Origin of the sequence: Mycobacterium asiaticum (assembly GCF_001668675.1) — a bacterium.
GTDB classification, from domain to species: domain Bacteria; phylum Actinomycetota; class Actinomycetes; order Mycobacteriales; family Mycobacteriaceae; genus Mycobacterium; species Mycobacterium asiaticum_D.
Window position 1 is genome coordinate 24,131 of the sequence record NZ_LZKQ01000274.1, and the last position, 13,253, is coordinate 37,383.

The following is a 13,253-nucleotide window of genomic DNA, read 5'->3' on the forward strand; positions in this document are numbered from 1 at the left end:
AGGGGTATGCGCCGCGGCGGCGATGCCTGGCCGGAGAATGGCTGTCATGGCATTGGATCTGACCGCATACTTCGATCGCGTCGGCTATGGCGGGGCAAGTGAACCGACTCTCGATGTCCTGCAAGGTCTGGTGACCGCGCATACCCGCGCCATTCCGTTCGAGAACCTCGACCCGTTCACCGGGGTTCCCGTCGCTGATCTCGGTCCAGAAGCGTTGTTCGACAAGCTTGTTCGCCGCCGCCGGGGTGGTTACTGCTATGAGCAGAACGGGCTGATGGGCTACGTGCTGGCCCAACTCGGGTATCGGGTGCGCCGCCTCGCCGGCCGGGTGGTGTGGATGCGGCCGCCGGACGCACCGCTGCCGGCCCAGACCCACACCGTGCTGGCGGTGACGTTTCCCGGCTGCGTGGGGCCGTACCTCGTTGACGTGGGTTTCGGTGGGCAGACACCGACCTCGCCGTTGCGCCTGCAGACCGGCGGCGTGCAACAGACCACGCACGAGCCGTACCGCCTCGAAGACCGCGGCGACGGGCTGGTGCTGCAAGCCCAGGTGCGCGATGAATGGCAGGCGCTGTACGAGTTCAGTACCCAGACCCGGCCACAGATCGATCTGACCGTCGGGAGCTGGTACGTCTCGACCCATCCCGATTCGCACTTCGTCACCGGCCTGATGGTGGCGGCGGTTACCGACGACGCCCGGCTGAACCTGTCCGGCGGCAATCTCGCCATCCACCGCGCCGGAGGCAGCGAGAAGATCGTGCTTGACGACGCCGCCGCGGTGCTGGAGACGTTGAGCGATAAGTTCGGCATCAACGTAGCCGAGGTCGGTGACCGGCATGTGCTCGAATCACGAATCGAGCAGGCTCTGGACGCTCAGCAAATCGCTCAAAACTGAAAGCTGCGAACAGGTTTCAGCGGCGCGCGAAGTCAGGTGTCCGTTCCGGCCAGACCCCGTTGGCGATGGCATAACGAAAAGCCAAGCGCAGCAGTTGTGTTCGGGCCAAGGCTCGCACCGGCCAGGGTGGCCGGTGCTCTTCAGAGCTCAACAATGCGGCCGTGCGTGCGTGCATCATCCGTTGCACGGCTTGGATCATGACCGCGGGGATTGAGCGACGGATCTGTACGCGGGCCAGGTGCCGGGTGGACAGGGTTCCGGCGCGCAACGGGCCGGCCACGATCCGGGCGGTGGCCACCGCGTCGCAAATCGCCAGGTTGATTCCGATGCCGCCGGCGGGCGACATGGCGTGCGCGGCGTCGCCGATGAACAGGATGCCGTCGGCGTACCAGCGGCGGAGCCGATTCACCCGCACGTCAAGGTGTTTCACATCCTCGAGGGATTCGAGAGCGTCGACCCGGTCGGCCAGGCTGGGCACCAGCGCCGCCATGTCGCGGCGGAGCGCTTCGATACCCCGCGCTCGCATGACCGCGTCCTGCCCCGTGGGGATCCGGAATCCTATTTGGTAATAGTCGCCCCTGTTGAGGGTCGTGCAGCGGTGGCCGATGTGTGCGACGCCCGCCAATTCGGGTGCATCGGTTGCGTAGCGCGGCAACCGGAACCACCACACGTCGGTCGATACGGGGAATTCGCGCGGGCGCAGGCCCACGCTTTGACGCAGCGTGGACCCTCGACCGTCGCAGGCCACGGTCAGATCCGCGTGTAATTCCCGTATTGCTCCGTCCGGATCCCGATAGCGCACGCCGACCACCCGCCCCGCCCGTCGCACTGGGCCGACAACCTGCGTGCTGCGCCACAACCGGAATGTCGGCTCGGCCTTGCCCGCGGTGGCCAGCAATTCCAGAAAGTCCCACTGCGGCACCATCGCAGCGGCCTTGCCCGGCGCCCGAAAAGCGCGCAAGGTCAGACCATTCGAGCCATCCCGGTGCGGTCCGCTGACGCGATCCATGTGCTGCTGCGGGATTTGCGCGAACTGCTCGGCCAGTCCGAGGTCGTCCAACAGCCTACGAGTACTGGCATGCACGGTATCGCCGCGGAAATCACGCATGAAGTCGGCGTGCTTCTCCATCACCGTCACCGTTACTCCCGCGCGAGCAAGCAACAACCCCAACACCATTCCGGCTGGGCCGCCCCCGGCGATCACACACGTGGCCGAATCTGCAGAATTCATCTTGATCACACCTTCATTCGCTCAGCGCTGTTCGGGGAAACTGGATTGTGCGGGTCAGTAGACACGTGCCGAGGACGCAGGACAGCCCTGCCAGGAGGAACGGCGTTCCGATCGACCAGGTGAACGCCGCGGTGGCCGTCAAAGGGACGATCAAGTGCGCTACGACGGTGAGTCCATGCGCGAACCCCAGCACCGCACCGCGACTCGACGCGGGACTTGCGAAGGAGAACAGCGTAGCCAGCAACGGAGAGACCAGCCCGGTGCCGATTCCGATCAAGCCGACGGCGAAGAGGACGGGCACCGCCGTCGTGCTGAGGCCTAGCACCACCAGTCCCGCACCTACGACCGACAGTGCACCCAGGGCCACCCGCCGCTCCCCGTAGCGGGCAGCGCAGCGCCCGACGATACACAACTGAATGACCATGACGACCGTGCCTTGGTAGGCCCTCAGCCATGCGATGGGTGATTGTCCCCAGCCCAGTGCGGTGTGGATGTACAGCGCCAGCACCGTCTCCAGCGTTGCTATCGCGCAGCCGAAGAGCAGCGCAGTAGCGGCCAGATGACGTAACCGGTTGTCGCGCAGAAGTTTGCGCCACCTCGGCGCTGGCTCACAAGCTGCATCGGGCGTGGTTTCGCGTCGAGTTTCCGGTAACAACGCCCAAGTCATGACTGTGTTGACGACGCCCAGCACGGCGGCCACCCACATCGGGACGCTGGGTCCGAGTTGGGTCAACGCACCGCCCAGTGCCGGGCCCACCGCGTGGGCGGCGCCGATAGCGGCTCCTAAACAGCCCATCGCCCGTGCCTGCCGGGGTGCGGGGACGTGGTCGCAGACGATCGCGTGGGCGGTGCCGACGACCGAAGCGCCGAACCCGCCCACGATGCGGGCCACGAACAGCATGGCCAGCGAGCCGGCTACGGCGATCAGCGCAAAGGATGACGCCGACAGGGCCAACGAGGCGATCACGATCGGCTTGCGGCCGTGGCGATCCGAGAGCGCTCCCAGCACCGGCGTGGACGCGAGTTGGGCCGCGGCGTACGCGGTCAGCAGCGCCCCCAGCAGCAAGGGCGTTGCGCCGAGGTGCCGACTCCACAACGGCAGCAACGGCACCACCATCATCAAACTCGTGTAGTCGGCGAACACCGCGGCTGCCGCAAGCGGCACCGGCGACCGCATCCGGTTCGCCACAGTTGCCCGCGTCATGACACGAAACACGTTGGGTACGGGTGCGCTGCGTGTCGTCTCACCGGGGATCGGTCGCTTCGTCCCGCTCGCAGGCCCAATCGCTCGGCATCACCGGCACACCAGCTTTGCCGCCGAATGTCCCGTTGGGCAACGTGATCAACCCCGTGGCCTTGGTACGGCTCATGGTCCCAGCGCCCGCGAACCTTACTGTGGTGACCAGTCGCTCGTCCGGTCGGTCGCCGAGCGCCCCAGCGATGTCGTCGTCCAGGTCCACGTACTCGAAGCCCCTGCCGAGCATCTCCTTCTTCGCGCTCCGGCGCCCCTGCGGCCGGGCCTGCTCCGCGGTCACGGCACCTGGGGCGGTGGCATCGTCGAAGACCGGCGCATTCTCTTGTGCCTTCTTTTTGGCGCTGGTGTCTGGCCTGGAGGCCGCGCTCAGTGCGCCGACGAGGTAGCCGAAGTCTTCGAAGCCCGCGATCGGCGGTGGTGGCGGGACGGGTGACGGTGGAACCACGGGCGAGGGGACGGGACCGGGCACTGCAGCCGGGGCCATGACCGAAACCGCGCCGACGGCCGGCGCCGGCGCCGGAATGAGGCTGGGACCGAGCGCAATTGGCAGCGCCGGCGGGATCGGCACCGGTGCGGGCAGCGGGATGGCGGCAAGGCCCGCCAAACCCGCCAGGCCGGCCAAACCCCCGGTGGCGCCGGTCGCCAAGGCGCCCACCGCACCGACGGCCGCACTCAGGGGTACCACCACCAGCGCGCCCACCAGAGCCTGGGTCAACGGGGTGACCAGGAAGTGCAGATCTTGGATGACGAAGACTACCGCGTGAAGGCCCACCAGGTAAGTCGCGAGTAGCGCAACCAGGGCGACCGACTGAGGCGAAGCCGATGCGACGAGTCCCTGTTCCATCCCGGCGATCGCAGACAGGGCCGTCATTTGACTCGCCAATGAAGACGACAGAGTGGTTCCCGGAGCGGCATTCAGCGAGGCGAGGAACTGCATCACGCCGGCGGGGCTGGTGAATGTCGCGAAGAGGTTCCCGAATGCCTTGCCTTCGGCTCCCGGCAGGATTGTCGCTATCAGTTGGTCGAGTTCGGTGAAGAAGGCATAGAACGGTCCGGCGCCGGGGTCCGCCGGCGGGAATGTCGGCGGCCCCATGGGGTGACCTGCCGGCGCGGCATCCTTGACTATCGCCGGTGGCGGGGCCGTCGTGGGTGAGGCCGTGAGGGCCGTGCTTGAGACGGCCTCGTAGACCCCCATTGTGGTGGCGGCCTGGGTCCACATGCGGACGTAGTCGGCTTCGTTGAGTGCGATCGGAATGGTGTTGATGCCAAAGAAATTGGTGGCCGTGAGTGCCGCGTGGGCGGCGTGGTTGGCGGCCAGTTCGGCCATGCTGGGCATGGTCGCCAGGGCGGCGGTGTAGGCCGCTGCCGCCGTCTCCTGTTCGGCGGCCGTGGCGGCGCAGTCACCGCTGGCCTGCAGCAGCCACAGCAGATACGGGCCGTGCGCGGCGACGAACGCCTCGGCGCTGGGTCCTTGCCAGGCACCAGCTTGGACGGCACCCAGCAGGGTGACGAGTTCGTCTGCGGCCGCGGCATATTCGTTAGCGAGCGCACTCCAGGCCGCAACGGATTCCAGCAGTGGCCCGGGCCCCGGGCCGGCACTGAGCAGTGCTGAATGCACCTCCGGAGGGGCGGCCATCCATATCGGTGCGGTCACCGGGGCGCACCGATTACTGCGGCGGTTGCGAACGGCCAGATCTTCGCGCGGCAACACCTCTCGGCGGAGGCTTCCGGATTGACGTCCAGCTTCATGACGCTCCTCGGCGTGGCGGGTCAGCAGACGAGCGGAAGCTTAATGAAAACGATTGTCATTAACAATAGGTCTCGTTCATGTTGTGCCGCAACGCCTGTCGCGGCAAACACCAAGCAGTGGTTGTTGTGCTGGGCGGAAGGAACACGGTAGGCGGTGGCGGTGTTTGCCGCCGATGCACCGCACGGCGGCCGATGTTGGGACGTTGCCGTCCTCGGCAGGTGGACTTCGTTAGCGGCCCGGCAGCCAGGGCCCGATCCGGCGCAACGCCTCGTCGATGTCAGTCGTTGGCCCGGCAAACGACAGTCGCACGAACGAACCGCCTCGGGCCGGATCGAAATCGATGCCCGGCGCGATGGCAACCCCCGTGTCGGCCAAAAGCTTCGAGCAGAATGCCAGTGAGTCATCGGTGACGTCCGAGACGTCGGCGTAGACGTAGAAGGCGCCATCGGTGGGTGCAAGGCGGTCCAAGCCCATTCCACTCAGGCCGTCGAGCAGCTTGCGCCGGTTGATCGAATAGTGCGACAGGTTCGCCTCGGCCTCCGCGATGGCTTCGGGAGTGAACGCCGAGACCGCGGCGATCTGGGACAGCACCGGGGGGCAGATGGTGAAGTTGCCGGTCAGGCAGTCGACCGCGCGCCGCAATTCGGTGGGCACCACCAGCCAGCCCAGCCGCCAGCCCGTCATCGCGAAGTATTTCGAAAAGCTGTTGACCAGTACCGCATTTCGCGACGTCTGCCAAGCACAGCTGGTCGGCGGGGCTCCCTCGTAAACCAGGCCGTGGTAGACCTCGTCGCTGATCAATCGAACGCCGGTGCTGTCACACCAGGATGCGATCGCCGCCAGCTCCTCGGGCGGTATCACTGTTCCGGTGGGGTTGGCCGGGCTGGCGACCACGACACCTTGGATGGGCGGGTCGAGCTCGACGAGCATCTCAGCGGTGGGCTGAAACCGGGTCTCCGGGCCGCACGGGATCTCGACGACCTCGCATCCCAACGCGGACAGTATGTTTCGATAACACGGGTAGCCGGGACTGGCCATTGCCACCCGGTCGCCCACATCGAAGCACGCCAGAAACGCCAGCAGGAAGCCGCCCGACGAGCCGGTGGTGATGATCACGGCGTCCGGCTCGACGGAAATTCCGTGCTGGCGTTGGTAATCCGCGGCGATCGCCGAGCGGAGTTCCGGAATGCCCAAGGCTACGGTGTAACCCAACTGGTTGAGATGTAGTGCGGCCGCCGCGGCCGCGCGGACGGGCTCCGGCGCACCCACGCTCGGCTGCCCAGCGGACAGGTTCACCAGATCACCGTGCGTGCGCTGACGTTCGGCGGCCGCGAGCCAGACATCCATCACGTAGAACGGAGGGATGCCGGCCCGGGCGGCGACACGGTCGGTCACGGTGTGGCGAGCACCTCGGATTCCAGTCTGCGCAGTACCTCTCGCGGCGGGTCGAGCAACTGCGCACTGCCGTGCGCGCGTTTGAAGTACAGATGCATGTCGTGTTCCCAGGTGATCGCGATGCCGCCGTGCAGCTGAATGCCCTCGGCGGTCACGACGTTCAAAGCCTCGGTGGCGGCCAATCGTGCGGTGGCGGCATTGGTGGCCGTCGGCTGGTCGCAGGCGTCGTTGACCACGGCTCGTGCCGCGGCGACCGTGACGTACAGGTCGGCCATCCGGTGCTTGAGTGCCTGGAAGCTGCCGATCGGGCGTCCGAACTGCACACGGTTCTTCGCATAGTCGACGGTGAGCTCGAGGCAGCGTTCCGCGGCGCCGATCTGCTCGGCGGCCAGCAGAATCGCCGCGGTGTCGGCCAGCCCCGGGTCGGTGCCGAGGGCGGTTGTCTGCAGCGGCTGCAAGCGGGCGAGCCGGCGGGTCAGGTCCATTGTGGTGACCGGTTCGGCGGTGAACTCGTTCCACCTGCTGAGCTGGCCCTCGGCGGTGGCGACGACGACGTCGGCGATGGCGCCGTTGACCACGAAGTCGGGATCCAGCACCAGCGCGCCGATCGAGGCGCCCTCGGCGAGCGCCGCCAGCGTCTCGGCGTCGGGCTCGTCGGTGGCCAGCAGGGCGAGTTCTGTGAGTGTGGTGCCGAGTAGTGGTGAGGGCACCAGGGCACGGCCCAACTCCTGCAGCACCACGGCCGCGTCGGCGAGTTCACCACCGGCTCCGCCCAATTCCTCGGGCACCACCAGTGCGGCTGCACCGACCTGTTCACACAGCAGTTGCCACAGCGCCTCGTCGTACCCGCGTTCGGACTCGATCGCTTCCCGCACCGCCGCCGGATTGGCATGCTTGGCGACCAGGGCGGCCACGGTCTCCCGCAGCATCTGCCGCTCGTCGGTGGACGTCATAGCGCCTCCAATACTCGCCGCCGGTGTGCCTCGGGGGTGCCCCAGGCCGTGCGCAGCGCCTGTCCCCGCAGCAGCAGCAGCGACAGGTCGTGCTCCTGAGTGAAACCGATCGCCCCGTGTGTCTGCAACGCCGAACGTGCGGCCAACAGACTCGCCTCGCCCGCCGCAACCTTGGCCGCGCTGATGTCCCGCGGCTCCAGCGTCACCGCGGCGCCGTAGACCAGCGGGCGGGCCAGCTCGACCGCGATGTGCACGTCGGCGAGCTTGTGCTTGATCGCCTGGTACGACCCGATCACCCGGCCGAACTGTGACCGCTGTTTGGCGTATTCGACGCTGCCGGCCAGCAGCGCTTCGGCCGCCCCGACCAATTGCGCCGCCGTGGCCAGTACCCCGAACTCGTAGGCCCGCGCCACGTCGGCCTGCCAGGCCTGTCCCGTCGCCGTCACGTCGTAGAGCTGGCGGCTGGGGTCGACGGATTCGTGATTGTCACCGACCTGAGCCTCGCTGACGCCGTCCGGTCCGGCCAGCAGCACCAGGCCGGCGGTATCCGCATTGACCGCCCGGGGAACCTCGGGCGGCAGGGCGACGCTCACGATCAGTTCACCGGCCGCCAGCGCGGCCGCGCGGTCGTCTTCGGCCAGCAGAAGTGGTGCGACGGCGATGGATTCGGTGACCGGTCCGGGCAGACACCAGTGACCGAGACGCTCGAGGGCAACCACCAGGTCGACCGGCGAGGCGTCCAGACCATCGAACTTTTCCGGCACGATCAGCGCGGTAACGCCGAGGTTGGCCAGTTGCTCCCACACCTTCAGCCCGGGTGCGACGTCTCCAGCGGACCAGGCCCGCACGGCGCCGGGCAGGTCGGCGGCGCCGAGCGCCGCGTCGATGCTGGCGGCGAAGTCCCGTTGCTGAGCGTCGAGTGCGAATTCCATCAGCGCTTCTCCCGGGGCAGGCCGAGCAATCGTTCGGAAATGATATTGCGCTGGATCTCGTTGGTGCCGGCGTAAATTGGCCCACCGAGGGCGAACAGCAGGCCCTCGGTCCACGGCCCGGCCAGTTCACCGTCCGCGCCGCGGAGGTCCAGCGCCGTCTGATGCAACTGCACGTCCAGGTCGGACCAGAACACCTTCGTGACCGACGATTCCGCGCCCAACTCGCCGCCGTTGGCGAGGCGGGTCACGGTACCGAACGTCTGCAATCGATACGCCTGCGCCTTGATCCATCCGTCGGCGACCCGCTCGGTGAATTCCGGCGGGGAACCGGTGTCCTTCCAGAGCTGCACCAGTCGCTCGGCCGCGGCGAGGAAGCGGGCGGGGCTGCGCAGCGACATGCCCCGCTCGTTGCTCGACGTGCTCATCGCCGCGCGCCAGCCCTCGTTGGGCGTGCCGATCACGTCTTCGTCCGCCACGAAGACGTCGTCGAGGAAGATCTCGCCAAAGCCGGTGTCGCCGCCGAGCTGGACGATCGGGCGCACCGTGACGCCCTGGGCTTTGAGGTCGAACATGAAGTACGTCAACCCGTTGTGGCGTTGCGCGGACGGGTCCGACCGGAACAGCCCGAAACCCATGTCTGCGAACGGTGCTCGCGAACTCCAGATCTTCTGTCCGTTGAGCAGCCAGCCGCCGTCGGTCTTGGTGGCGGTGGAGCGCAGTGAGGCCAGGTCGCTGCCGGATTCCGGCTCCGACCAGGCCTGGGCCCAGATTTGTTCCCCGCTGGCCATTTTCAGCAGGATCCGGTCCAGCTGTTCCTCGGTGCCGTGTGCGAAGAGGGTCGGCGCCAGCATGGATGTTCCGTTGGCGCTGGCCCGGCCGGGAGCACCGGCGCGGAAGTACTCCTCCTCGTAGACCACCCAGTGCAGCAGGGGTGCGTCCCGCCCGCCGTACTTCTGCGGCCAGGTGATCACAGACAGGCCCGCGTCGAACAGCACCTTGTCCCAAACACGGTGCTGGGCAAACCCTTCGGCGTTGTCGTAGGACTTTGTCGGGATAGAGTCCCGGTTGGCCGCCAGGAACTCGCGCACCTCGGCCTGAAAGGCCAGCGTCCCCTCGTCAAAAGCTAGATCCATCTCAGGCCAACTCTCGCAGTTGTGGTTTGACTACCTTGCCACCGGCATTGCGCGGCAACGTGTCGACGAATCGCACCGATCGCGGTGTCTTGAAGTTCGCCAAATGCTCACGGGTGTAAGCGATCACCGATGCCTCGTCGATCTCGGCCCCGGGCCGGGTGACCACGAATGCCCGGCCGACCTCACCGAGCCGCTCATCGGGGACGCCGATCACTGCGGCGTCGGCGATGCCGTCCATCCGGGTCAATACCTGTTCGATCTCGGCGGGGTAGACGTTGAAGCCGCCGCAGATGTACATGTCTTTGAGCCGATCGGTGATCCGCAGGTTCCCGTTGGCGTCGATCGTGCCGATGTCACCGGTGTGCAGCCAGCCGTCCGAATCGATTGCGGCAGCTGTTGCTTCGGGGTCGTCGAGGTAGCCCAACATGACATTCGGGCCGCGCAGCAGGACTTCGCCCGTGTCGTCGATGCGCAGTTCGAAGTCGGCGAACGGGCGCCCGCAGGTGGTCGCGACCGTCACCGCGTCGTCCTCGGGGCGGCACGCCGTTCCCATCCCGTTGGCCTCGGTTAACCCGTAGGCGGTAAGCACGATGTCGATGTCCAGTTCGGACTGCATGCGTTCCACCAGCACCACCGGCACGGTGGCCGCGCCGGTGACCGCGAACCGCAGCGAGCTCAGGTCGTAGTCGCCGCGGGCCGGGTGATCCAGCAGCACTTGATAGATGGTGGGCGGACCGGGCAGGACGGTGATGCGGTGTTGCTCGATCGCCTGCAGGGCCCGCAGCGGGTCGAACGTGAGGTGCGGGATCAGGGTGGCCCCGGTTTGCAGGCAGGCCAGGATGCCCGCCTTGTAGCCGAAGTTGTGGAAGAACGGGTTGATGCACAGGTAGCGGTCGTCGCTGGTGATCTTGCCGTTGGCCGCCCATGACGCCGAGGCTGCCAGCGACTGCCGGTGCGCGCACAGCACGCCTTTGCTGCGCCCGGTGGTGCCCGACGTGAACAGGATGTCGCTGACGTCGTCGGGAGTAACCGCGGCGGCGCGTTCTTGCGCCGTCTGCCGGGCTGCCTGATCGTCGCCGTGGGCGATGAACTCATCCCACGTCCCGTCATCTTCCTCGATCGGGATCCGCACGATGTGGCGCAGCGCCGGCAGCGCGGAGCGGTCCAAGTCGGCCGTACGGTCGGCCCCCAGGAAGCGTCCGGCCGCGAACAGGACGGGGGCCTCGGTGCGAGCAACGATGTCGCCGGCCTCGGCGGCGGTGTATCGAGTGTTCAGTGGCACCATGGCCGCGCCCGCGTGATGGATGGCAAGGCAGGCCACCACCCAGTGCCAGGTGTTGGGTGACCAGATCGCCACCCGGTCTCTGGGCTCGACGCCAAGCGCGACCAGTGCGGCGGCGGCGCGGTGTACCTCGTCGCGCAGGGCGGTCGTGGTGAATGCGCGATCGTCGGTGATCAGGGCGTCATGGTCCGGATGGTGTTCGACGAGACGATCCAGCGCCGCAGGCACGGTGCGGGGATCGGTAGTCACGGATACTCCTAGGCCAGACGCTCCTAACAAAGCAAGTGCTTGGTAGGTTAGCCTACAGGTTATGCAGGACGTCGAAGAGTTCCGGGCCGAGGTCCGCGAATGGCTCGCCGACAATCTGGTCGGTGAATTCGCAGCGTTGAAGGGCCTCGGCGGGCCGGGCCGCGAGCATGAGGCGTTCGAAGAACGTCGGGCGTGGAACCAGCATCTGGCGGCTGCGGGGTTGACGTGCCTGGGTTGGCCGGTCGAGCACGGCGGGCGCGGACTCTCGGTCGCGCACCGGGTGGCGTTCTATGAGGAATATGCCCTGGCTGACGCCCCGGACAAGGTCAATCATTTCGGTGAGGAGTTGCTCGGACCGACCCTGATCGCGTTCGGCACCCCCGAGCAACAGCAGCGGTTCCTGCCGCGCATCCTCGACGTGACCGAGTTGTGGTGCCAGGGCTATTCGGAGCCCGGCGCCGGCAGCGACCTGGCCAACGTCGCCACCACCGCCGAACTCGACGGTGACGAGTGGGTGATCAACGGTCAGAAGGTATGGACGTCATTGGCGCATCTGTCGCAGTGGTGTTTCGTGGTGGCGCGCACCGAGAAGGGTTCCAAGCGCCATGCCGGGCTGTCGTATCTGCTTGTGCCGCTGGACCAGCCGGGCGTTCAGGTGCGGCCGATCGTGCAGATCACCGGGACCGCGGAGTTCAACGAGGTGTTCTTCGACGACGCCCGCACCGATGCTTCGTTGGTGGTCGGCCAGCCGGGTGATGGCTGGCGGGTCGCGATGGGGACGTTGACGTTCGAGCGGGGCGTGTCCACGCTGGGTCAGCAAATCGTTTATGCCCGTGAGCTTTCCAACTTGGCCAAGCTCGCGCAGCGCACCGGTGCCGCCGACGATCCGTTCATCCGGGAGCGGCTGACCCGGGCCTGGACAGGCCTGCGCGCCATGCGGTCCTATGCCTTGGCGACCATGGACGTCGAACAGCCCGGCCAGGACAACGTCTCAAAGCTGTTGTGGGCGAACTGGCATCGCAGTCTGGGCGAGTTGGCCATGGATGTGATCGGCCGGCCCGGTTTGCTGCTCAACGAGGGCGAGTTCGACGAATGGCAGCGGTTGTATCTGTTCACCCGCGCCGACACCATTTACGGCGGATCCAACGAGATCCAGCGCAACATCATCGCCGAGCGGGTGCTCGGTTTGCCGAGGGAGGTCAAAGGGTGAGCTTGTCCGAAGCGCCCAAAGAGATTGCCGGACACGGTCTTCTGGAAGGCAAGGTGGTGGTGGTGACCGCCGCCGCGGGCACCGGCATCGGGTCGGCAACCGCCCGCCGTGCCCTGGCCGAGGGTGCCGATGTGCTGGTTTCGGATCACCACGAACGGAGGCTGGCAGAAACGGCCGCGGAGCTTGCCGCGCTGGGGCTGGGCCGTGTGGAAAGCGTGGTGTGCGACGTGACGTCGACCGCGCAGGTGGATGCCCTAATTCAGTCGACCACCGCGCGGCTGGGCCGGCTGGATGTGCTGGTCAACAATGCCGGACTGGGTGGGCAGACCCCGGTCGCGGACATGACCGACGAGGAGTGGGACCGGGTGCTGGACGTCTCGCTGACGTCGGTCTTCCGGGCAACCCGCGCCGCGCTGCGGTACTTCCGTGACGCTTCCCACGGCGGAGTGATCGTCAACAACGCCAGCGTGCTGGGCTGGCGGGCTCAGCACTCGCAGTCACACTACGCCGCGGCGAAGGCCGGGGTGATGGCGTTAACCCGTTGCAGCGCAATCGAAGCCGCCGAGTATGGGGTACGGATCAACGCCGTCTCGCCCAGCATCGCCCGGCACAAGTTCCTGGACAAGACGTCCTCTCCCGAACTGCTGGAACGTCTTTCGGCGGGCGAGGCTTTCGGGCGCGCCGCCGAGCCGTGGGAGGTGGCGGCCACGATCGCGTTCCTGGCCAGCGACTACTCGAGTTACCTGACCGGAGAAGTCATCTCGGTTTCCAGCCAGCACCCCTGAGGTTGGCGTCGCCGAGTGTGAATTAGGCGACGGTTGATCGGCGTGTCGCGTCGCAGGATTCACGCTCGGCGACTGGTCAGCCGAGGAAACAGCCGAGGGCTGACTATCCGGTCAGCTCTTGCAGTAGCCGGGCGATGCTGAACAAGCCCGTCAAGCTGGTGCCGTAGTTCAGTACACCTGAGT

The 13,253-nt window shown here is 66.9% G+C and carries 11 protein-coding genes; 3 read left to right on the forward strand and 8 right to left on the reverse strand.

All coding sequences use genetic code 11. The annotated features are described in order from the left end of the window. The first annotated feature begins 46 nt into the window (after positions 1–46). Positions 47–895 (forward strand): arylamine N-acetyltransferase family protein, encoded by an 849-nt coding sequence (locus tag A9X01_RS22970; protein WP_065122933.1) that lies wholly within the window; start codon positions 47–49, stop codon positions 893–895. Positions 896–911: 16 nt separating this feature from the next. Here the strand turns inward: A9X01_RS22970 and A9X01_RS22975 are convergent, their stop codons facing one another. The 8 genes from A9X01_RS22975 to fadD3 all read right to left on the reverse strand — a co-directional run bounded on the left by A9X01_RS22975 (position 912) and on the right by fadD3 (position 11,075). Next, the gene (locus A9X01_RS22975) at positions 912–2,135 is read right to left on the reverse strand and encodes an FAD-dependent oxidoreductase (protein ID WP_436405295.1); all 1,224 of its coding nucleotides are present in this window, start codon (positions 2,133–2,135) and stop codon (positions 912–914) included. 4 nt (positions 2,136–2,139) lie between these two features. Then, entirely contained in the window at positions 2,140–3,330 is a 1,191-nt protein-coding gene (locus A9X01_RS22980) for an MFS transporter (protein WP_065122935.1), read from the reverse strand. A gap of 40 nt (positions 3,331–3,370) precedes the next feature. Next, positions 3,371–5,035 carry a PPE family protein gene (locus A9X01_RS22985; protein ID WP_065122946.1) on the reverse strand — a complete coding sequence of 555 codons (1,665 nt, stop codon included), beginning with the start codon at positions 5,033–5,035 and terminating at the stop codon, positions 3,371–3,373. Positions 5,036–5,359: 324 nt separating this feature from the next. Beyond that, positions 5,360–6,526 (reverse strand): pyridoxal phosphate-dependent aminotransferase, encoded by a 1,167-nt coding sequence (locus tag A9X01_RS22990; RefSeq protein ID WP_065122936.1) that lies wholly within the window; start codon positions 6,524–6,526, stop codon positions 5,360–5,362. Then, entirely contained in the window at positions 6,523–7,479 is a 957-nt protein-coding gene (gene ipdE2 / locus A9X01_RS22995) for an acyl-CoA dehydrogenase IpdE2 (protein ID WP_065122937.1), read from the reverse strand. The genes A9X01_RS22990 and ipdE2 overlap by 4 nt, the downstream gene beginning before the upstream one ends. Continuing rightward, positions 7,476–8,411 (reverse strand): acyl-CoA dehydrogenase family protein, encoded by a 936-nt coding sequence (locus A9X01_RS23000; RefSeq protein ID WP_065122938.1) that lies wholly within the window; start codon positions 8,409–8,411, stop codon positions 7,476–7,478. The genes ipdE2 and A9X01_RS23000 overlap by 4 nt, the downstream gene beginning before the upstream one ends. Next, the gene (locus A9X01_RS23005; RefSeq protein WP_065122939.1) at positions 8,411–9,544 is read right to left on the reverse strand and encodes an acyl-CoA dehydrogenase family protein; all 1,134 of its coding nucleotides are present in this window, start codon (positions 9,542–9,544) and stop codon (positions 8,411–8,413) included. Before A9X01_RS23005 ends, A9X01_RS23000 begins: the two co-directional genes overlap by 1 nt. A gap of 1 nt (position 9,545) precedes the next feature. Further along, the gene (gene fadD3 / locus A9X01_RS23010) at positions 9,546–11,075 is read right to left on the reverse strand and encodes a 3-((3aS,4S,7aS)-7a-methyl-1,5-dioxo-octahydro-1H-inden-4-yl)propanoate--CoA ligase FadD3 (RefSeq protein ID WP_065122940.1); all 1,530 of its coding nucleotides are present in this window, start codon (positions 11,073–11,075) and stop codon (positions 9,546–9,548) included. A 61-nt stretch (positions 11,076–11,136) separates the two neighbouring features. Between fadD3 and ipdE1 the strand changes: the two genes are divergently transcribed. Next, entirely contained in the window at positions 11,137–12,285 is a 1,149-nt protein-coding gene (gene ipdE1, locus A9X01_RS23015; RefSeq protein WP_065122941.1) for an acyl-CoA dehydrogenase IpdE1, read from the forward strand. Continuing rightward, positions 12,282–13,070 (forward strand): (5R,7aS)-5-hydroxy-7a-methyl-1-oxo-2,3,5,6,7,7a-hexahydro-1H-indene-carboxyl-CoA reductase, encoded by a 789-nt coding sequence (ipdF, locus tag A9X01_RS23020; protein ID WP_065122942.1) that lies wholly within the window; start codon positions 12,282–12,284, stop codon positions 13,068–13,070. Before ipdE1 ends, ipdF begins: the two co-directional genes overlap by 4 nt. Positions 13,071–13,253 lie beyond the last annotated feature (183 nt).

Bases quoted from the DNA above. Each gene is read 5' to 3' on its own strand.
- A9X01_RS23005 (WP_065122939.1), bottom strand. From the start codon at position 9,544: ATGGATCTAGCTTTTGACGAGGGGACGCTGGCCTTTCAGGCCGAGGTG.
- A9X01_RS22980 (WP_065122935.1), bottom strand. From the start codon at position 3,330: ATGACGCGGGCAACTGTGGCGAACCGGATGCGGTCGCCGGTGCCGCTT.
- A9X01_RS22970 (WP_065122933.1), top strand. From the start codon at position 47: ATGGCATTGGATCTGACCGCATACTTCGATCGCGTCGGCTATGGCGGG.
- ipdE1 (WP_065122941.1), top strand. From the start codon at position 11,137: ATGCAGGACGTCGAAGAGTTCCGGGCCGAGGTCCGCGAATGGCTCGCC.
- ipdE2 (WP_065122937.1), bottom strand. From the start codon at position 7,479: ATGACGTCCACCGACGAGCGGCAGATGCTGCGGGAGACCGTGGCCGCC.
- A9X01_RS23000 (WP_065122938.1), bottom strand. From the start codon at position 8,411: ATGGAATTCGCACTCGACGCTCAGCAACGGGACTTCGCCGCCAGCATC.